We start from the raw sequence: 21,731 nt of genomic DNA on the forward strand, positions 1-21,731 counted from the left end.
TTTCTTATCTGCCTACGGTGCCTGTAGAGTTAATCAATTTATCGAGCATTTCATCATAAGTCGTCATAAAACGTGCAGCTGCGCTATAAGCATGTTGGAATACAAGCATATTGGACATCTCTTCATCCAGCGATACACCGCTGACCGATTGACGGCGGGCATTTACCTGTTCTACCAGGTAATTAGAATTTTCTGTCTGGCGGGTAGCCTCTTGGGATTGAATCCCGAGTTGCCCCACCATTGATTTATAGAAGGAACCTGCTGTCGCTTTGATTCCAGTAGTAGGTGATGTAAAAGAACCCGATTGTTGATTGGCTAACAAAAGCGCCAGAGTATTATTCCCTTTGACAACTGCTTCTGAAGTACCTGTTCCAGTAGTTCGGAGAGATGTAGCTAATAAATTGGTGTCCGTGGCAATTTCCGAATTGAATGTGATATTTCCAGCTGTGATAGCACTTCCGTCACCTGTTATCGTAAATAACGGTTTACCGGGATTGAGTGTACCATCCATGGTGTAACCTAGCTGATGAAGACCATTCAGCCCTTTCACCGTTGTCTTCACATCAGCGCTTAAAGTAACACCTTTAGGGAAAGGTGTTCCTGCTGTAATTGTGGTTGTGGTTCCACCTGCTTGGGGAATGATTACATCGGTAGTTAATACCGTTCCCTCAGGAAGGATAGATCCTTTGGGGAGAGTAATGTCCATATCACCGTTAGCAATAGTGTTGGCGATGTTATCAAGCTGTTTCTTATAATCGGCAACATACTTTTGACTGGAAGTGATCATACCATGTACTTCTCCAGTCTTAAGATCGCCCGAAGCAAAAGCAGTGTTAAGGAATGCACTGTCCACAGTCGCAGAGACAGCGGGTCCTTGTACAAGCTGTTGGCTGCCAAGCGAAATATTATAGCCGTATTCACTATCCACTACAGTGACATTAGCAATCTTGGAGAGCTTGTCCGTCAGCAGGTCACGCTGATCCCGCAAGTCATTCGCTTTGTCGCCCATGCTCTCAATTTTGAAAATAGAAGAATTCAAATCCGCAATGGAAGTTAAATATCCCTGTATCTCAGTACCTTTGACTGCCACATTGGAGGCCAAATCCGTATCAAGATTACTAAGCTGTCTACTCATATAATTAAGTGCATCGGTCATAGCCTGAGCAGTCTGGACTACGATTTTACGGGAAGTGCTGTCCTCCGGATTTTTACTGAGATCCGACCAAGACTTCCAAAAATTATCGAGCACTGTACTTATCCCTGTATCCGATGGTTCTTTAAAAATGGATTCCAGCTTATCCAGTGTATCCGATTGGATCGCCCAGCTTCCCAATGCTGAATTCTCCCCCCTGTATTGGGTATCCAGGAAAGTCTCACGAATTCGGTCAATAGAGCCAAACTCAACCCCTGTACCCAACTGCCCAGGAACTGTAGACTTATTAAGTCCATAGGCTTCAATAGGGATTGAAGCTGTCATATTCACACGCTGGCGGGTATACCCCTCCGTGTTGGCGTTGGCAATGTTATGGCCGGTGGTGTTGAGCGCCGCGGTCTGGGTAAACAGGCTTCGTCTTGCGGTCTCGATGGAGTGGAATGTGGATGTCATGCTACTTGTTCCTCCCTTGTGATTGCTGCGGTGAGCGCAGCTCAGCGGATAACCTGATTATCCACGGGCATCAAAAAGACCCGGCCGAGTTACACTGCTGCCCTTGTCGGACGGATGATGGTACGTCATTTCCTGATTTGGTCTTCCGACAAGCAAATCCAGGGAATAATCTATAAAGGTAAGCGACTGCTCAATCAGCTTCTGATTCAGCTCATTGGCCTTTTTTAATTGCTGCAATGTGCCGGAAAGCTTCTGCTGAATATGCAGCAGGCGTGATTTGTCTTCGGGATCAAATACAAGGCGGGACAGCTCGGTAAGATTCAGATTCAGATTGGAACGGATTCCAACCCCCTGCAAAAACTCGAAGGCCGCTTCTGCACGCCGTTCTTCCAGCTGTCCAATCACCTTCATCAGCTTGGACTCACGGTTCAGGATATCAATGAGACCCTCCACCTTGTTGTCCATAATGGTCTGTTTCTTGACTGCGGCCAGATCCAGCATCTGCACATGCGCCTCGTCCAGCCGCTCAAGCAATTCTAATAATGTTGTAAGTGCCATGGGTGTTTTCACCTAATTCTCGGAGGATTGCTTAAAGTAGGGGGCGAGTGTCTCGGCGAGCTTGGCTGCGTCAACCTGGTAGGTACCTGCGGATACTTGCTGTTTCAGGCTCTCGATCTTGTTCGCACGTTCAGTGTCAATCTTCCCGCTCTTCTGTGCCTGAAGCAGCTTAATGGCTTCATCCGAAATCGATACCTCATCCTTGCGTGTACTTTTCTTCATCTGTTCCTGCCTTTGCGATTCCGCACTTCTTTGGTATGGATTAATCGCATTGATTCGTCCGGCATCGTTAATTTTCATAACTTCACCTTCCTTCTGTAATAAAAAAGCCGATAATCTTTACTAAGTTTATCGGCCCCTGTTGAAACATTCTTTATAGCTGCAAGCGTTTTTTTGCAGAATTGTTTAGTTGCGGAACTTGTCCACCGCGCGGTAAGCGCCATCTTGAGCCTTCTTGGAAGCGCTTGTGTCTGCACTTTCCTTGGCCGCATTGGCCAGGTCCTTGGTCAGACGGCTGCGGCAGCTGTCGCACATATGCCCGTCCCGGATCAGGGTTCCGCATACCTCGCAAGGGTACATCATATTGGGTGCGTTGGCTATGGAAATCCGGCCCTCCCGGATAAAACGTGTAATTTCCTTGATGGAAATATCGGTGGCATCGGACAGCTCCTGTATGTTGGTGCCTCTATTTTTACGCAAATATTCTACACAGATTTCATACTCATGCTCTAACTCTTTGATGCAGGGCTGGCACAGGTTCATCAGGTTCTTGACATATAACCGGCCGCATCTCGGACAATTGTCTACATTCATATCTACCGCGGCTCCCTTCTATCATTCTGCACAACTCATGAATCGCTTATGCTACTAAGATTACATGATCGCCGAAGATCCGTCTATGTTTAGTATCGGTCAGGGAAGCGGTTTTATTGAATTCCAGAGCGGCGGCAGCTGCTAGGAACGCGCCCAGGTCAGAGAGTATATCTCGGCAGTGCAATCCAGGCTGCGGCAGAGCTGCTGAAGCGCCCCGGCGCAGGCACGAATCGTACTCCCCGTAGTGTAGATATCATCGACAATAATAACTCGCAGGGGGCGCTGTTCAAGCTGATGCGTCATACTGGAATTCAGGAGTTCTTTCAGACTTTGCAGAACTACCGGATCTGTATTTCCGGCAAAAGCATGCTTCATATCGGCCAGCCTCTCCCTTCTGCTTTTGAAGCTCTGCTTGGCAGTGTGATGGGTACGGACCAATAGTGGAAGCTGTGGGACTCCTCTGTGCAAGGATACTACTTCTGCCAGCCGCTCCGCCTGATTGAAGCCCCGCTCAGACAGGCGGACAGCGCTCACAGGCACAGGGACCAGCAGGTCGGCTTGCCACAGGTTAGAACGCATCCGAAGCTTTGAATGCAATACCGGGAATAGTTTGCTAAAAAGGTTGCTCTGTAACGCTCCGTTCAGTTGTTGTCCGCTCTGTTCGTATTGCAGAAACGCGTATGCCCTGTCCAGCATCAGACCGAGCAGGGGTGCGAGCCGCTCATTCCCCCGGTATTTATACTGGCCTAGTATTTCTCGCATATCACTGGTGTAAGCTACTGCACTCCGGTTGCACCGGATCGGTAAGGGCCCATGGCTACGGCTGCAATCGGGGCAGCCCACATGACGCCCGCAGATCTGGCACCGGGGAACGTGAATCCATGGAATGCTGCTCTGGCAATGTATGCAGATTCCGGGCCATTCGGGGGAAGGACGGCCTCTGTGGCCGCAGAACAGACATTCCGACTGCGAAGGCGCAATTAGGGAGCGGGCTTGCTTCATCCATGAGGACAGGTTTCGCATGGTAAACCTCCTTCTAAATGACGGTATGGAGTCTAGAGTACAGGGAGTATCAAATCCAAAATTAGAAGAAGGTTAAGACTTGAGATATCCCTGTCTGCGGGCGATCGAATTCATACTGCGGATCTGTGATATGGCGGCGCGCTGCGAGCGGGTCCACTCTGCAGAAGCGAAGATGACATTGCCTGCCGGATCATCCTTGGAGCGTCCCGACCGGCCCGCCATCTGCACCAAGGCTGCCTCATCAAAGAGTCCGCTGTCCGCATCCAGAATAAACACATCACTATGCGGTACCGTGACCCCACGCTCCAGTATCGTTGTCGTTACCAGCAGGGAAATGGTGCCATCCCGGAACTTAAGAACCTTCTCTGCTCTGCCCGGGTCTTGAGAGGAGGTTCCCTCTATAGAAATCTCGGGGAACATCCGCCGCAGCAGCTGCAGCAGTCCCTCAATATGGGCAATCCGGGAGACGAAGAGGAAAAGCTGTGCCTTACGGTCAAGGGAATGCTGCAGCGCTGAACGCAGTCCTGCCGGAATTCTGCCCTGCTTCAGGCAGCGATGAAGCGGCGGTATCCGGATATGGCGCGGTACCGGCAAGGGATGGCCGTGAAACCGGACCGGCACCTTTGCATGCGGCAATCTGCCGGAGCGGGCGAGGCGCTGCAGCTCTGCAGGCGGCGTAGCAGAGAGAAGGATGAATCGTCCGCCGGGCTTGCAGACCTGCCTTGCAGCATAGTCCAGCATAGGATCGTTGTGATAGGGAAACGCATCGATCTCATCGATGATGACCAGATCGAAGGCCTGACCAAACCGCAGCAGCTGGTGCGTGGTCGCTAGGGTGATCCGGCTGCGGCGCAAGCGGTCCTCGCTGCCTCCGTACAGCACGGCGGGGACATCCGCCGGGAATGCCTTCGCCAGGCGCGGCGCAAGCTCCAGCACGACGTCGCGCCGCGGCGTGGCGATCAGCGCCCGGCCTCCGGCCGCGAGCGCCGCCTCCAGGAGCGGGAAAGTGATCTCCGTCTTTCCCGCTCCCGTCACTGCCCAGAGCAGGAACCGCTCTGGGCCCGGGCTGGCGGAGCGCCTGCGCGGCTCCGCCAGGAACCCCAGCGCAGCGGCGGCGGCGGCCGCCTGCGCTGCGCTAAGCCCCCACCGGCGTGCCGCTACGGTGGGGGCTAGGCCGGCCGTGCAGCGCACGGCCGGCAGCGGTGCGCTGCGCAGCAGCAGCGCACAAGCCCGGCTGCGCCCCAGTGCGAGGCAGGCCTCGCAATAGGCGCAGCCGGCAAGGCCGCACGCGGCGCAGGCCGTGCGGCCCGTGGGTACGCTGCCGCAACGCAGGCAGCGCGGCACTTCGCGGCGGCACAGGCCTGGCCGTGCGGCGCCCGCAGGGGCCAGGACGGCGGCCGTAAGGCGTAGCCGTCCCTGGAGGTAGGCGAGCTGCGCCGCAGCCCGCCAACTCTCCGCCAGCTCCGGGAGCTGCTCGGCCACAAGAGCCTCTGCTTCACCCTGAAGCAAGGAACGCCCGTCCAGCGCCGCAACCAGCCGGTCAGCTTCCGCTGCAAGTACCTCCAGCTCACTCCTCCGTAAGCTCTCCTGTGCGTTCCCCCTGACACCTCCCAATTCCCCCTCCCCACCCCATCCCCTGTCTCCCGGCAGCCTATACTCCACAACCTCCTCAAAAGGCCAACCCGCTCCCCGTGCCCCTCCAGCAGCCTGCTCCGCTCGGATCTCCGCCTTCAAGAGAGCTGCGGTGTACTTCACCCAGGCTGCCTCATCCCAGCGCTGCATCTGGTTCGTGAACTTGCAAACTGTTGCCAGTTTCACCGCCCAGCCCAGCGGTAGTGACCGGGAGAGCATCACAAGCCCCTCCGCCTCACCCGCCCACCATAATTCATCCACCGCCAGATTCAGTGAAATCCGAGCCTGCCAGTCCCCGCCCTGCGTCACCACATACACTGCTACCTTCAATTCCCTCGCCCCCTTTTCTTAAGAAACACAACAAAAAAGCACACCGCCCCATTCCTGGAGAGTGTGCTTCACCCGTAACTGGCATATTTAACTGTCATTCGCCGTGCTTAGATGGGGATCTCCCGCTTCCCGGCAACCGCATCATCCGCAGCGGCAGCAGCGGCTCTTGAACCCGTAGGTCCACTGTAACTCCCTGCCGGAGTTCTGCGCTGTCCGCGAGACCGTATAACGGCACCGCAGGCGCAAATTCAATAGAAGAGTTGTAATAAGCCATCCGTGAGGCTACCGCCATGGTCCTGTCCTCTGAACCGTCATCCACCAAGGTAACCTGCAGGGGCCTGCCCATCCAGCAAGCATGAACTGCAAAGACCCTGAGATACCACTCCACCACGGCCTCATGATTACGGGTAATCAGAATATAGTGAAGCCGCTTACCAGTCCGTGCTGCTGCCCGGGTCTCTTCCCGATGATGCAGGAGTTGAACAAGGGCTGCTGCGGATGCATAAATAGAGATAATCCAGATTAACTGGGCGATCATGAAGATGCACCTCCCTCTTATACCCACACTATATGCCGGATATAAAAGGACGGTGACAGCCCACTAGCACGGGAGCCTCTCCCGCCAGTTTAACTTAGGGTACATATTTAAGTTAGCATTTTGCAAAATTCGAATAGAGTGCGGACTGAAACAATACTATGGCTGCAGCTCGAGGCTGCATACAAGTTATGTACCGTTTTATAGGATCATTAGGATTCTCCAAAACGCTCAGTTAAACGATTATGAGGGAAGCTATAAAGTTACCCAGCCATATTTGATAGAATTAATTACAGCCTGCGTGCGGTCATCCACTTCCATCTTTTGCAGAATACTGCTGACATGGTTTTTGACCGTCTTCTCACTGATAAACAGATACTCCCCGATCATCTTGTTGCTCTTGCCCTCTGCCATCAAGCGCAGCACCTCTGCCTCGCGGCGGGTCAGCGGATTGTTGTCGCCTGCAACGAATTTGACACCGGCTTCCTTCACGGCCGTCTCGGCCATAGCGCCAGTCTCGTTAAGGTACGTCATGCGCCGCAGCTGATTAATCAGCTTGCCGGTCACCTTCGGATGGATAAAAGCATGCCCCTCACATACAGAACGGATCGCATTAATCAGCGACTCGGCTTCCATATCCTTCAGCAGGTATCCGTTCGCCCCCTTGCGCAGCGTCTCAAACACATAGCTTTCATCGTCATGAATCGAGAGGATTATCACTTTGACATCCGGGAACATTTCACGGAGCTTTTGCGTAGCCTCCACGCCGTTCTCAATCGGCATATTGATATCCATCAGTACGATATCCGGCTTGTTGCCGTTGCAGAATTCAAGCACCTGGATGCCGTCACCGCATTCGCCAATGACCTCGATGTCATCCTCCATATTCAAAATACGCTTGAGCCCTTCACGAAACAATTGATGATCATCGGCCAAAAGAACTTTAATGGGCGCTTTGCCAGAGTTTTGGTTCTCCATCACATTACTCCTTTCCCTTTTCCACATTCGTCGGAATGTGAATTACGATTGTTGTGCCCTGGTTCTCGGCTGACTGTATTTCCATTCTTCCTTCCAGCAATTCCACGCGTTCGCGCATACCCACCAGACCGAAGCTTTCCCGGTTGGCTTGTTCACTGATTTTTTTCACATTGAAGCCTAAGCCATTGTCTTTCACGACAATCTTGATCAATTGAGCCTGATAAGTAATCTCTACCAGTACGTAGCTCGGATAAGCATGCTTCGCCGCATTGGACAGCCCCTCCTGAACCAGCCGGTATACCGCTGCTTCCATCGCCGAGGACAACCGGTGCTCCTTCCCCCTGGTTTCAAAAGAGGTACGGATCTTCGTCTTCTCCTCATAATCATGCACATACTTCCGCAGAGTCGGAATCAGCCCCAAATCATCAAGCGCCATCGGACGCAGGTTGAAAATCACCTTGCGCATTTCTTCCAGGCTGTATCTTACCTGCCCCTTTAAGTCTATTACTTCGGCTTGTACCAGCCCAAATTCCTGCTTTACCAGCATTCTTTCTACAATTTCCGTCCTTAGGACTAGATTTGCCAGCATTTGAGCAGGCCCGTCATGAATTTCCCGGGCAATTCTTTTCCTTTCCTCTTCCTGAGCCAGGATTATTTTGAGTCCAATCATCTGGCGGTTCTTCGCAGATTCGACAATTCGCGTCACTTGACCTAGTTCTCCAGACAGATATTCCAGGACAACGCTCATTTGCGAACCAATTGATTCGGCACGTTCTACAGAATTTTCGACACTGCGAACACGCATTTGCAGTTCATCGCGTCTGTTCCGCAGATAAGCCTCCCTCTCCCTGGTCATCATCAGCTCAAGTTGCAGCTCTGTCGCCTTCTCATAGGCAATCCGTATGTCCTTCTCCGTGTAGCGGACAAAATCCCGGCTGACCTCTGTCAGCCGGATCCGGGAGCGGTGGTACTGCTGCTCCAGCTTGTCTACCTTTTGCAATGTTTCATCCGTTTCTTCCATGACCCGCTGCAGCTCTTTGTTGAGTGCAGCAAGCTCATCCCGTGCCACCTGCAATATTTCGAATATCTGATACTTGCTGCTCTCCATCACATCGATGGTGTTTTTAATCACCCGATCTATCGCATCGGCTTGAAATTCCACGGATGCTTGCCCCATTTCTATCGAATCGTATTAAAGGCTTTCCTTTATACTAACATATCACGATTCGATAGTTACGGTCTTAGTGTTCTGTTCCCATTTTACAGTCAGTCCAAGCTGTTCTGTCACTAGTCTGAGCGGTACTAAAGTCCTGGCATTCAGGATTATAGGTGCTACTTCAGCACTCTGCCGCTTCCCGTTCAGCACGAATTCCTTCTTGTTCACGGTCAGATCCAGCGCCTTGGAGCCCCGAAGGACCATAATCTTCTTGGTCTTCGCATCCCAGACCGCATTGCCGCCGAACGCGTCCATTACATATTTTATCGGCACATACGTACTGCCGTCCTTCACGATCGGTGCGACATCGATAGGCTGCTTGGTGCCGTTAACCGTCATCGCCTTGCCGCCTATGCTCATCGCCGCCGTCCCTTTGGGCAGTCCCGCCTCACTGGAGAGCGATGGCATCACGAAGGAAATATTATCAAAGGCCACTGTCCCCGTCTTGGCCCGTTCATCCTGGCCTTCTTCTACATTTACCACGTAAAGTCTCTTAAGGGAAGCTGGAAATTTAATCCCTGAGCCGGACAGATCGATATTAAGCGTCTTCCAGCCGTTCCAGTCGATGACTTTCGCCAGATCAATATAGGCCGTCTTTCCGCTGGCATCCGTCAGCTCGGCACGCATCCAGTTCAGGCTCATGTCTCCCATCACATCGACGGACATTGAGGTCGCCGCCGCCGGAATATCCTTGCCCGTTGTACCGTTGAACTGGGCGTATGCATACATTTTGCCGGTGCCTGCACTCATATCGTAGCTAAGCGATAACACCTTCGAGCCTGCACGCTCTGCGCTGCCTGGAACCACTGCTGCTGTTCCGGTAACCCCTGCCGCATTGGTAGTGAACGCGAACGGATAATTGGCATTCTCGAAATCCTCCCACGCCGTTGCAGCCGCAGTAGACAAGACAACCGCCGTGCTGAAGCCGTCATAGCGGGCAATCGCATATCCGGTAGTTACGCCAGGATCGACCGACTCCACCTTAAGCTTGCCATCCCCCACACTTCCCTTGAAGCCGATGAACTCCCACTTCAGTGCGGTTGCCGGAACAGCTATCGTTGCCCCGCTCTTCGACACTGCGCTAACCGGAACTGATACAGTGGCCCCAGCTTGCAGCGGTGCAGTGGCTGTACCTGCAATCAGGCTGGACAAGTCTTCTCCGCCCAGAACGGTGACCTCGGTCTCCGCACTCGCTGTTCCGCTGGTCGCCTTCAGCTTCACGGTTCCTGGCTTGACTGCCGTTGCTTCGCCCGCATTCACAGTCACACTGCCGCCGCTTGCGGTCCAGGCCGGATTAGCCGCTGCTACATCCACCGGATTGTAGTACGTATCATAGCCCTTTAGGGAGTATGTGGCCTTTTGTCCGATTAACAGTACCGAACTGCCGCTGATCTTGATTCCTTTCACTTCACCTTGCGGAGCAGAAGTATATACCCCGACGCCGTTAACGATTGTACGCTGCTCCTTGCCGTATTCGGTATTGAAGGTAAGTGTAGTCGAGGTTTCAGCCAGCGGGCGGTCTACCATCGTTGTAGAGCCCCCTCCGTCCAGATTAATCCCTTTCCACACCCCAATATTCGTCATGAAGGATTGCAGCTCTGTCAGCGACAGCCCTGCACTATTGCTGTTTTTCTCGGCTGCAATGACATATACATACCTGCCATCCTGGGAATATCCCAGCGCTGTACGCGCCCGGTACCCGCCTATACTGCTTGTGGAGCGTGAGAACGGCGACGCCTTGCCGTTATTGACCAGAATCGTATGCCCCCCGATCATCATCTGCAGCGTTGAAGGATCGAGCTCCTGCTGAGTAGTTTTGGAACGGAGCACATAGGTACTATTCAGCTTCTGTCCTACAATCAGATGGGCCTTAACGAACTGGGCAGCCAGCCCGTGCGTCCGCAGAATATAGGCCCCCTTGGGTACGGTCACCGGCAGAGCCGAATCCAGCGAGATCTGAGTAATGATATCATTCTCTACCAGCACCTCCGTCGGTGTAGTAGAACTGCCCTTAGGACGCTCCAGCGCTGTCCAAGCATCTGTATAAATATAAGCAGCATTAGCATGACTGTAAGTTGAACTGCCGCCTTCGGGATTGTAAGCCCCTTTGTTGATGCCGGATAGCGGGAACTGAGAACCATCCTCTGCGGTCAGCATCCCCTCAAAAGTATATTCATCAATGATAGGTTTACGGTCCTTGGTTACTGCAAAAGCATACATTCCGTTCAACTGTGAAGGGGTAGACACCAATACTCCGCCGGATACCTGACCGCCAATCGGTGCACCCTCTCCGCCGGTATTGAAGTAATCCCCGTTCACCGCCGCGACTGCTCCTGTCTCCGCCGCCATGCCCCCGGTGCTCTGCCGTGTCGTCAGATTCCCGCCTTTGCCGGTCATTACATCCAGAGAGACGTAAGGATTATTCAGATCGACACGAATGACGCTGGCCAGTCCTGTCGCACTCTTACCGGAACGCACCGTGGTAAATTTATATTTCATCATCATCGCACCGGAAGTGATAACCTCTTCACTAAGCTTCGTCGCCGAGAAGGACGCTGCTGCTTGTGCTACCGGCGCAGTGCTTGCGCCCAGCCATCCTGCACCTTCACTTCCGACAACCGGCATGATCCATATTACACCTGCCAGGGATGCAGCAATCCATTTTTTAGCAGGCGACCATTGATTTCCCCGTGTTTGCTCCGTACTCTTCTTCCCCATGAAAAACTCATTCATTTCAGTGTAACTCTCCCATCTATTTGTACTCTTCTACCTCGCTATCAAGACCTGGATATCAGTTCATAGTAATAGACTATACCTTTAATAGACTGAATTCAGCTCGAAAAGTTGCGAAAATTGGAGAGAACTAGCAGTTTTTACCGGCTGGGCAGAGTCACGCCGGAGCTGTCCTGGCGTGCCAAAATAGCTCCGGAACATATAAAATATGTCCTCGCAAAATAACCCCACAAAGTGGGGCTTTAGCGTAGGTGGTGACTCAGGTACTTTGCGGGGACCCCAAAACACATAAATTCTTATCTATCAAAAAAGCACCCGGCCCATAGACCGGATGCTCTGCTTAACTATAAACTATACAATTCCCTTACAAATAGCCTGCTGCCTTCAGCATCCGCTGTAGCATGACCGCAGCCTGCCCTCGGGTAGCATTACCTTGCGGCTGGAACTCTGTAGTGCTGACCCCCTGAATAATTCCCGCCTTAACCGCCTTGGCTACAAATTCGATACTCTGGCTCAGAATTTTCGCCCGGTCCTTGAACGGGCTAAGCGTATCCATCACCGATGCACTCAGCGTTACAGACTGTCCGGAATACTCCAGCGCCCTCACCATCATAATCGCCATCTGCTCACGGGTAATCTTATCCTCCGCACGGAAGGTCCCGTCCGTATTGCCGTTGATGATGCCGGCTTTGGCGGCGGCTTCAATGAAGTCACTCGTTTGTGTAAAGGGGCGTACATCCTTAAACTGGGAAGCTCCACCACGAACTGCTTGTAGACCCAGGCCCCGGCTAAGCATCACAGCGAACTCGGAACGGGTGATCGGCTGATCAGGCATAAACGCAGTTCCATAGCTGCTATCTATGATATTTTTGGCGGCCAACTCTGCTACAGCAGTCTTACTCCAATGGGAGGTCACATCTCCAAATGTACGCAAGGATATGTACACTCCCACCACCTGGTTCCCCTTCGTGCGTGCACTAACAACGCTATTACTCCCCACTGTAGCAATTTGGGCCGGCAAATAAATAGCATCATTATATGTCGAATCTACTCCGGAAGCCATCGTTTGTGCAGAGTTCAGTACAGCAGCATTGCGAACAGTGTATTGTCCTGCTACATTTAACTCCTTGGCATTGGAATAGTTATCTTTAATAGAACCCGTTAGACGTAAATCCATAAGCCCGGTAACGTTACGCATGGCCTGGCTTCCAACTTTTTGTTCGAACGAATAGAACGTCCCGCCCGGAACACTCTCCATACGCAGAACAAGGGAGACCTTACTAATATCTGTCCCCAAACTAGCAATTAGTGAATTCACATCAATATCGCTTAGTTTTATACCATACATATGATCTCCGTACCGGATGATCAGTTTTGCATTTTTGTTGCTTGCGGCTGCATCCGATAGAGCTTTTAGCGGAACGGTAACATAGGCTGACTTCTCTGTAGAAGGAACCTCGAATACCAACTCATCCGTACCTGCAAGCTTCAGATATTGATAACTGGCAGCCATACGCTCTGCATTCAGATCATATCTTTTAACCATTTGTTTGTAGACCGAAAGATCTGTAACCCCAAGAGCAGAATCACTCTTCAGTAACGGGTACTCCTTGCCAAACTCACTGGCAGGCAGGGTTCCCAGATAAGAAGGGCGGCTTCCATTGCCGGTTACACCAGTGGTCAGATTCTGAACAGACAATGAGTTGAAGGAAGGAAGTGAGTTCCCATTGGTATCTGTAATCATCCCCGCACCAGACAGGTAAGAGAGCTCAACCTTTTGACCGGCCGTCACTGCTTGCGAGAGATTCAATTTTAAAAGAGTTCCGGACAGGCTGAAATCCTGAACATCAATGCCGCTTCCATCAGCCTTAATCCCAAACTGATTAGCATACAATTTTGAAGAGGACTGCATGCTTTTGGTAAAGGTAACATTAAGTTCATTGCCTTTCACCGTAGCTACGCTGATCTCGGAGACTACCGTAGCTGAAGTTACAGACACTGGCTGAAGATCAACATAGGCGGCACGATTTCCATTCAGATCACTAAGTCCAAGAGTACCTGGAACATAGGATACCGTAACTGTTCCGCTAAGCGGCAATGCATTCTGAAGGGTCAATGTAGCCTGTGTACCACTCACCGAAACATTGGTAACATAGTTTGGTTTGCCGCCAACCAGTACAGAGAACTGGCTATTCATCGGCAAATTAATGGTGGACAGACCTTCGTTATAATTGAGAAGTAGCTTATTGCCCGCTCCCGTCGCATTCTGGAACACCGGCGGCACGTTGTCCTTAGTATTGCGGATGTTAAACTCAGCGAAGCCCGCGATATTCTGCCCCAGAGAGCTAACCAGCGGATACGATCCGGCGTAATAGGATACCCGGACCGACTCCGAATTGCCCACCTCAGAACCTACAGTTAGATATAGGGTATTGCCGCTGGTACTAATAGAATTCACCCCAAGCGAATACCCGTCAGTCGTGACCACAAACTGTTCATAGGCATATGGAGAGACCGTTTTGAGCGTATCATTGAAGGTCAGTGTTACTGTTCTGCCTGTAATTCTGCCTTCTTTGGGCGTAGGGAGCGCCGATTCTATAGTATTGGTGATCTGCTGTCCAGAAAAGGTAGGTGCAGCATTCCCGCTCGTATCCTGAATCGTCCGCACGCCGCCGGTATAGCTGATTTTCACATTCTGGCCTACAGCGATACCTGTACTAATCACTACAAATACACTATCTCCTTGAATATAGGCACTCTCAATATTCCGGGTTTCCTCATTGACGGTTACCCCGAAGCTGGAAGCCAGCAGAGCCACTGAAGCATTAAGCGTCTCACTATACCTCAGACGGATCGTCCGATTGTTCTCCAGCACTGCACTCGTCAGCGATGGCGGGGTCTTGTCTATGGCTACAGTGCGGAAGCTCCATGATTTGGTACCGCTTAATCCCTCATACTGCACGCTGGGGTCAGCGGCGTCTGTGAACGTCCCTTTGGCGATGTCGATATAATAGATCGTATCTGATTCCAGCGCTGCAGCCGGCTTAATAATGAATTCTTTGGCAGAGGCACCCTGCTGGACTGCTGCTGCCACTTTAGAGCCATTGCTTTTGTATAGAACAACCCCGCTTGCGACGGTGCTATCATAGACAACATCCCGGTTGAAATTAACCGCAATCGTTTTGGAGATGTCTACCGACTCACTGCGGTCCGCTGGAGATAACCCGGCTACAGACAGACTTGTCAGCGAAGCTGTAGTGAACGTCCAGGAGTACGGACCTGAAGCCGGAAAGAGTTGACCATCCTGATCATAAAAAGCCCCCTGCGGTATTGTAACTGTATATAGTGTACCGCTCAACAGCGGCGACGCCGCGGAGGCTGGCAACAGTGTAATTGCTGAGCTCCCCCCGCCGGTGACACTCGTCGAGTTAACATTCAACCATCTTGTCCTGGCGTCCCCTTCTGCACCTGGAGAGACTGAGATTACTCCAGAGGCCGGACTCATCGGGCGGTCGAAGTACAGCTTAAGGGCTCCACTTACCGATGCGCCAAAAGATGCGTTGGCCGGAGCCGTAGATGCAGAGATAGTACCCGTGCCAATCGTGGAGAAGGTCCAGCCGCTGCCACTCGCTATCCCCTGATAGGTTGTATTATTAGTATCCTTGAATGCATACGCATCGATAAGCACATAATAATTTCCGCCAGATGGAAGCTTATTAGCCAGTGTCAGTGTAACCGTTGTAGCTGAATCTGCGCTCTGGAAGGCTACTCCAGCTTCTCCCTCGCGGATCGCAAACTCCTGTATAACCGCGTTATCCGCTGATGAGAGCAGCCTGACGCTGCCTCCCCCGGCTGTAAGCACTCCGGATAAGCGTATACTCAGCTCCGTTAAGCTACTTGCCTCTATTCTGGAATTGCTGGCCGGAGACATACTGCTTGCTATAATCGCCGGGTTCACCTCCGGGGCTGTCGTGAACTTCCAGCTGGTTGCTGCTGATTCATTGCCTGCACTATCCTTGAACAGCCCTTTAGGCACACTTACGCTATATGTTTTGTAAGGAGCGAATTTAAAACTGGAGCCTAGCTTGATCTCGTAGCTTGCCGAGTTTCCGATTAGCCCTGCACTCCCGATTGCAATTTCCGTAAATACTGTTTCGGCATTTACATCTGTAATGGTGATTTTCCCGGCTTGCGGGATCACCTGGCGGTCAAAGCTAAGCCCCAGCGAAGCCCCGACATTTACAAAAGCAGACCCGTTAGCAGGAGAAATGCTGATTCCGAATTCCGAAGCGGCGTATACCGCTGATGTATGTATACCGATAGCTGGACTGCTCAGACCAAGCAGCAGATTGCCTGCAATGATAATTGCTGTGCCTATTGTTAATTTCTTTTTCATTCTTAAAAAACCCCTTTCAGCCCTTCCAGCACTTCTTGTATTTGTATACTGTTATATTTCGGCTAAAGGGCTTCCAAAGTTTAGAAGATGACAGCTAAGGGCACATCGGCTTGCTCTTTTCACAAAAAAAAGGCCCACACAGCACCCTCTTCATGAGGGCATCTGTATGGGCATGTTTATTCTTAATTCTTAGATTCCGGACTGGGCTTTTAACAAATCCGCCTTATCCACGCGTTCCCAAGGAAGATCCACATCTGTACGGCCAAAATGTCCATAAGCAGCTGTCTGTCTATAGATAGGCTTACGCAGATCCAGCATCGAGATGATTCCCGCTGGACGAAGATCAAAGTTATCGCTGATCAGCTGAACCAGCTTCTCCTCACTGATCTTCCCCGTTCCATATGTATCTACATTGATCGATACAGGGTTTGCAACACCGATAGCATACGCCAATTGAATCTCGCACTTGTCAGCAAGGCCGGCAGCGACCAGATTCTTCGCTACATAACGGGCAGCATAGGCTGCAGAACGGTCCACTTTGGTCGGATCTTTACCGGAGAAGGCTCCGCCGCCATGACGGGCATAACCGCCATATGTATCCACAATAATCTTACGTCCAGTCAGACCGGCATCTCCTTGAGGACCACCAATCACAAAGCGGCCAGTAGGATTAATGAAATATTTAGTGGCTTCATCCAATAGTTCAGCTGGAACAACCGGAAGAATGACATGCTCTTTGATGTCTGCCTGAATTTGCTCAAGGGTAATTTCTTCTGCATGTTGGGTAGATACTACGATCGTGTCCACACGCACCGGCTTGTCGCCCTGGTACTCAATCGTAACCTGGGTTTTACCATCCGGACGCAGATATTTCAAAGTTCCATCCTTACGGACTTCCGCCAAGCGGCGGGCAATTCGGTGAGACAGGGCAATCGGAAGCGGCATAAGCTCAGGCGTCTCATTGGTAGCAAACCCGAACATCAGACCTTGGTCACCCGCACCGATGTTAGCAGTCTCTTCAGCTAGTGACGCAGGATCACGATGCTCAAGAGCAGCATTTACACCCTGGGCAATGTCTGCAGATTGCTCATTCAACGAGCTAAGGACGGCACACGTATTATAATCGAAGCCAAACTTCGCGCGGGTATAGCCAATTTCCTTAATAGTATTACGTACGATTGCCGGAATATCCACATATTCAGACTTAGTGCTAATTTCCCCGATGACAAGCACGAGACCTGTTGCTACAGCTACCTCACAAGCTACACGGGCATTAGGATCGTTAGCAAGAAATGCATCTAGTACCGCGTCGGATATCTGATCACAGATTTTATCGGGGTGTCCCTCCGTTACGGACTCAGAAGTAAACAGATGACGCCCTTTGATCGACATATACAACAACCTCCCATATTGTTGATCTGACACTGTATTCAAGGGGGCTCCCTAGTAGATAACAGGCCAAATGTAAGTAGTAGTAGAATAATGGCCAATGCCTGTTTAATTCAAAAAATGAACCTTTTCCGAATGGAAAAGGTCTACGGCCTTCCTCAAAAGTCATATTATCTTATTTACCGGTTGCTGTCAATTGAAGCCAGTTATACGAAAAGAGACTGCTCTGCCTGTTTGATCAACCTCTTTGTGATTTCCCCGCCAACAGATCCATTATCTCTGGAGCTTAGATGCCCCAGATATGGAGTTCCTCCAGATGCGCTTGCTCCGCCAATCGTCCCCAGCTCAGAAGCAAACTCCGTATCCATTCCACCGCCGTACGAAGCTCCATATAATCCGAATTCAGAAGCAATTTCATATTGCATTTGTTTCAGCATTGCCCGACTCTCTGGTACCACTGTGCGATTTGTACGTGCCATGTTACAGCACCTCCTGCGAATTTTTTAAGATTACAGGTGGTATTGTGTACGAATTCCAAAGGCCTAAGTCGGCTCAATGTTTGTCAGCTGTGGGAATGAGTTCCGGGGTATATTGAAGTCCAATATAGGGCATTCTTTATATAGAAAGAAAAATGTCGATTGAAGTAAACTTTAACTCGAGTCGTTGATTATTTCAGAGTATATGCACCACGGACCATAACAACGATTTTCATCGTCTGACCGTCCTGTACAGCGATTCCACGGCCATCCCGCGGGAAAGATAACAGATGATTCGTAGGCGCAGCTACACCATTCGCCAAATCGACACCATCCGTCAAATCAGCCACCCCATTAGCATCCTGGGAATAAATAACCGCTTTGCCGGCACGAACAATGAATTCTGCACCTGCTCCAGCGATGAGAGTCTGGCCTGGCTTCACATCAACAATTTCAACGGCATTTCCTGTAATGCTGGTATCCCCTGTACCGGGAGCTGGCGCTTTGGTAGGTGCTGTGGTTGCACTCGGTGCTGCAGTTGCAGCCGGTGCATTAGTAGCCGTAGCGCTCGGAGCTTGGGTAGGTGGACTAATGTTACCGCCCAAAACCTTCTGAATCTGCTGATCCACATAGCTCTTGGTAACCACAGGGTCCTCTGCCGTTCCTGGCTGCGATCCTACGCCTGCACCTTCAGCCGTTAAGTTAAGCATGGAGCCTGCCCATAGGCCACCGGCCAGCAGCACTGCTGACATCGTAACTTTCCAAGCGGTCTTCAAATGTATTTCCTCCTCATATCGGAATAAATGGCTATAAAAAAAGAATAGCCTCCGAAGAGGCTATTCTTTGCTTCGGTAATCGGAGATTACTTAGCGTAAACTTCAGTAGTGTCGTCTTTAATAACGTTTCCGTCACCGTCAGTGAACGTTGCACCTTTAACGACTTTAACAATAATTCTGTTAACTTCGTTAGCGTTAAGGTCAAGCTCTTCAAGTGCGCCTGCTTTAGAATCAATGATTTGTTTGGAGAACTTAACAGACCATTTACCCTTGTCAGAACCGTACTTGATTTCAGTAACCGAAACGATTTGTGATGCCTTAACAGCTTGGTTATCAACAACATCATTGTTGATAAAGAACTGCAGGTTGCTTGTGATGTTCTCTTTAGTAAGACCAACTACGTCTTTAGAGAATCCAAGGATCAGTTCAGTGGAGCTTCCTCCAGATACTGCAGCAGTGTTAAAGGTTGGCTTAACTCTGCTAGTCAGCTTACCCTTAGCTTTAGCTTGTGTACCATCAATGCCGTTACCAACAGTGTCAGTAACTCCGCTTACGATGAACTCGTAATCAGATTTAGTTTTGTCAATTGCACCACTAGGAATCTTGATAGTTACGCGAGCATATACAGGATTCTTTGTAGATGTAGTTACATTACCATTAATATCAAGAGTTGTTACAGATGGGAATGAACCAGCTGGAAGTGCTTTACCGTCCAGTGTATAGCTGTTTACATCGATCAGAGTTGTGCTATTCAGACCACTTGGATCCATCAGATCAACTGTAATGCTTGCTTCGCCATATACTGTATTAGTAACGCTGTCTCCGCTAACTTTCACACTGTCATTGAATTTAATTGGTGTGTAGCTAGCAGTTGGCATGAACAATGTTGGTCCCTTGTCATCAGTGGAAGAAGCTCCCAAAGTAACATCCAATACTTGTGCAGTATTTTCATTGCCAGCATAAGATTTATCTTTCACTAGACCAGCAGGTACACGCAGAGTGTACTTACCAGCAGCTACAGTAGCTGGAACTGGAATAACGATAGTTTTTTCGTTGTTTTTCTTGAAGCCGGTAGTTGGAACAATGATGGATTCACCAGTAGATTCACTGATCAGGTATACAGTACCCTTACCAACATACTCAACATCCTTAGTGAATCTCAAGGCAATACCTTTGTTCGTTGCAGTTGTTGAATAAGTTACATTAGTCACTGTTGGAGCTACTGTGTCCTTAGTGAATGTGATGGCTTGGTTAGAAGCCGTTCCCAGGATATTGCCCAGTGTGTCCTTAACCGAAGCAGCGAAAACAACTGAGCCGGTGAAAGTATTGCTGGATGGGAATGAAATTCTAGGGGACTGCAATGTGAACTTCTTGCCATTCTCAGAAGTAATAACGGAGAACGTACCTTGGCTTTCACCAGAAGCGTTCAACAAGCGAACGTTACCTACCAGGGATGCACGATCTACAGTTTTATCGAATTCAACTTCGATAAATCTGTCGCTTACCGGAGTTACGCTCTTGATGACAGGAGCTGCAACATCGGAAGTTACTGTAACTGTAGTTTTAGTTGGGTTCGGTGTAATTGCGTTCCCGGAATAGTCAGATACGTTTTGCAGAGACACATCATAAGTCTTGCCGCTATCCAAAGATACGCCGCTCAATTTGAATTCATCATAAGTAGCATTGGTTGAAGTAGCTTGAGCAGGTGCGCCGTTAACGTAAGCTACGATACCGGTAGTTTTAACTGGCTCGCTGAATTTAACATATACATCTTTAGTATTTGTTTTTGCAGCAGCAGTTGCAGATACGATAGTCGGAGCTACTGTGTCAGCAACATTCACCGTTTGAAGGAAAGCTGGGATGGATTCTGCAGAAGTTGTGCGAATATCCCCGCTTACTTCAATGTTGTAGTTACCTTTAAGGAACTTGATAGTTGGAACGTTAGCCAAAGTGATTACAGCCTCAGTGTTATCGGCATTGAATGTCACATTAGCATTAACTGCATCATTTTCCTTAGTGCCAACCTTAGTGATCTTGATCACTTCATCAAGCAATTTGCTGGATTCAGCAACAGTGTCAGTATCAACTGTGCGGTTGAACTTCACAACTACTTGCTTAGAGTTAGGAGTTGTTACGGAAACAACCTTAGGAGCCTGCAGAGTTACTTTTGCAGTGTAGTCCTTTTCAAGGTGTTTGAAGTTGATTGTTTGTTCAACGCCTGCTACCAGAGCAGTTGTCAATTCAACGTTTGCAGTAGTCTTGTCAGAGAAAGTTACAACTACTTTGGTTGGGCTTACTGCTTCAGCAGAAGCTACAGTCAATGTAGGAACTTTACCGATTTGATCAGCCGCATAAGCTGTTTGTACTACCAGAGCACGGTCAGCATTAGATTTGAAGTTTACATCTTTAGCAATCAGACCAGCATTGATAACTGCTTGTGCATAGCCTTTAGCCCATACAGATGCATTGTTGTCAGTTGTAGTAGGCTGTTCCATCTTCAGAGCACGGAACAATACTGCTGCAACTTCTTCAACTGTTACTTTACCATTGTAGTTGAAGATGCCTTTAACTGTGTCTTGACCTTGCATCAAGCCTGCAGCTGTAACAGCTTCTACGTAAGGAACAGTCCAGTTAGTAGCTGTGTAACCTTTGTCTTTGTAAGTGAGCTTGCCAGTTACTTCAGTAAGACCGAACAATTTAGTAACGATCTTAGCGAATTCACCGCGAGTCAGATCTTTTTCAAGGTGAGCTTTACCATCTGGGTATCCATTAAGAATACCTTTTGCTGCCAAAGCATCAAATGCTTGTTGTGGAGTTACTTTTGCTGTTTCACCAAATGCCACAGAGGCAAACATCGAGAATGCCATTGCTGTAGACAGTGCTACGGATAAAATTTTCTTCATAACCTTTTTTTCTCCTCCTTGGACGTTCATAAACTGGGATTTTTCTTTAGTTGTGTAGCTCATATCACTCATTTGTCGAGCACCCCCTTTCCCGAGTTGAGCAGATTAAGTATAAATAATGTCTGTGACGGGTATCACAGAAACTTGTAAACAGCTTCAAGGCATAGTAATACTAGATTCCTAATTCTACCTAAGTATTATACAATGTGCCTCTAGTCACGTAAAGCTAATTTTTCCATTTAGCAATGAGCAGTGCCTCCAGGGCATTCCACAATTGCCTTGTGCAAGTGACTCTACACCTTAAACGCAATAGGTTTGAAAAAGTTGCGCTTTGGTTAAAAAAAACTTTTTCCTGCCTGCTGTATCC

15 protein-coding genes are annotated in these 21,731 nt (G+C 49.9%); all 15 read right to left on the minus strand.

Features of this window, described 5'->3' with window-relative positions:
• Window positions 1-4: 4 nt before the first annotated feature.
• The 15 genes from flgK to NYE24_RS17155 all read right to left on the minus strand — a co-directional run bounded on the left by flgK (window position 5) and on the right by NYE24_RS17155 (window position 21,436).
• Complete coding sequence (flgK, locus tag NYE24_RS17085) at window positions 5-1,606, minus strand: flagellar hook-associated protein FlgK (protein WP_342479169.1); 1,602 nt, start codon at window positions 1,604-1,606, stop codon at window positions 5-7.
• Between the two features lie 57 nt (window positions 1,607-1,663).
• On the minus strand, window positions 1,664-2,164 hold the full coding sequence (locus NYE24_RS17090) for a flagellar protein FlgN (RefSeq protein WP_036694669.1): 501 nt from the start codon (window positions 2,162-2,164) through the stop codon (window positions 1,664-1,666).
• 12 nt (window positions 2,165-2,176) lie between these two features.
• On the minus strand, window positions 2,177-2,464 hold the full coding sequence (flgM, locus tag NYE24_RS17095; protein ID WP_036694667.1) for a flagellar biosynthesis anti-sigma factor FlgM: 288 nt from the start codon (window positions 2,462-2,464) through the stop codon (window positions 2,177-2,179).
• 105 nt (window positions 2,465-2,569) lie between these two features.
• Window positions 2,570-2,977: a TIGR03826 family flagellar region protein gene (locus NYE24_RS17100; protein WP_076159491.1), complete on the minus strand. Its 408-nt coding sequence runs from the start codon at window positions 2,975-2,977 to the stop codon at window positions 2,570-2,572.
• A gap of 141 nt (window positions 2,978-3,118) precedes the next feature.
• Window positions 3,119-3,739, minus strand: coding sequence for a ComF family protein (locus tag NYE24_RS17105; protein WP_342479170.1), 621 nt, complete (start codon window positions 3,737-3,739; stop codon window positions 3,119-3,121).
• Window positions 3,740-4,072: 333 nt separating this feature from the next.
• The gene (locus NYE24_RS17110) at window positions 4,073-5,962 is read right to left on the minus strand and encodes a DEAD/DEAH box helicase (protein ID WP_342479171.1); all 1,890 of its coding nucleotides are present in this window, start codon (window positions 5,960-5,962) and stop codon (window positions 4,073-4,075) included.
• Between the two features lie 94 nt (window positions 5,963-6,056).
• Window positions 6,057-6,500 (minus strand): hypothetical protein, encoded by a 444-nt coding sequence (locus tag NYE24_RS17115; protein WP_051493922.1) that lies wholly within the window; start codon window positions 6,498-6,500, stop codon window positions 6,057-6,059.
• Window positions 6,501-6,752: 252 nt separating this feature from the next.
• Window positions 6,753-7,475 (minus strand): response regulator transcription factor, encoded by a 723-nt coding sequence (locus NYE24_RS17120; RefSeq protein WP_036699238.1) that lies wholly within the window; start codon window positions 7,473-7,475, stop codon window positions 6,753-6,755.
• 4 nt (window positions 7,476-7,479) lie between these two features.
• The gene (locus tag NYE24_RS17125) at window positions 7,480-8,637 is read right to left on the minus strand and encodes a sensor histidine kinase (RefSeq protein WP_036699270.1); all 1,158 of its coding nucleotides are present in this window, start codon (window positions 8,635-8,637) and stop codon (window positions 7,480-7,482) included.
• Window positions 8,638-8,694: 57 nt separating this feature from the next.
• Window positions 8,695-11,409, minus strand: a complete 2,715-nt coding sequence (locus NYE24_RS17130; protein ID WP_342479251.1) for a stalk domain-containing protein — start codon at window positions 11,407-11,409, stop codon at window positions 8,695-8,697.
• A gap of 379 nt (window positions 11,410-11,788) precedes the next feature.
• The gene (locus NYE24_RS17135) at window positions 11,789-15,820 is read right to left on the minus strand and encodes an Ig-like domain-containing protein (RefSeq protein WP_342479172.1); all 4,032 of its coding nucleotides are present in this window, start codon (window positions 15,818-15,820) and stop codon (window positions 11,789-11,791) included.
• A gap of 189 nt (window positions 15,821-16,009) precedes the next feature.
• Window positions 16,010-17,212 (minus strand): methionine adenosyltransferase, encoded by a 1,203-nt coding sequence (gene metK, locus NYE24_RS17140; protein ID WP_036699242.1) that lies wholly within the window; start codon window positions 17,210-17,212, stop codon window positions 16,010-16,012.
• A gap of 203 nt (window positions 17,213-17,415) precedes the next feature.
• Window positions 17,416-17,688: an alpha/beta-type small acid-soluble spore protein gene (locus tag NYE24_RS17145; protein WP_342479173.1), complete on the minus strand. Its 273-nt coding sequence runs from the start codon at window positions 17,686-17,688 to the stop codon at window positions 17,416-17,418.
• A gap of 188 nt (window positions 17,689-17,876) precedes the next feature.
• The gene (locus NYE24_RS17150) at window positions 17,877-18,461 is read right to left on the minus strand and encodes a hypothetical protein (protein ID WP_342479174.1); all 585 of its coding nucleotides are present in this window, start codon (window positions 18,459-18,461) and stop codon (window positions 17,877-17,879) included.
• Between the two features lie 86 nt (window positions 18,462-18,547).
• Window positions 18,548-21,436 carry a DUF4469 domain-containing protein gene (locus tag NYE24_RS17155; protein ID WP_342479175.1) on the minus strand — a complete coding sequence of 963 codons (2,889 nt, stop codon included), beginning with the start codon at window positions 21,434-21,436 and terminating at the stop codon, window positions 18,548-18,550.
• Window positions 21,437-21,731 lie beyond the last annotated feature (295 nt).

Origin of the sequence: Paenibacillus sp. FSL H7-0350 (genome assembly GCF_038593195.1) — a bacterium.
Taxonomy (GTDB): Bacteria; Bacillota; Bacilli; order Paenibacillales; family Paenibacillaceae; genus Paenibacillus_AQ.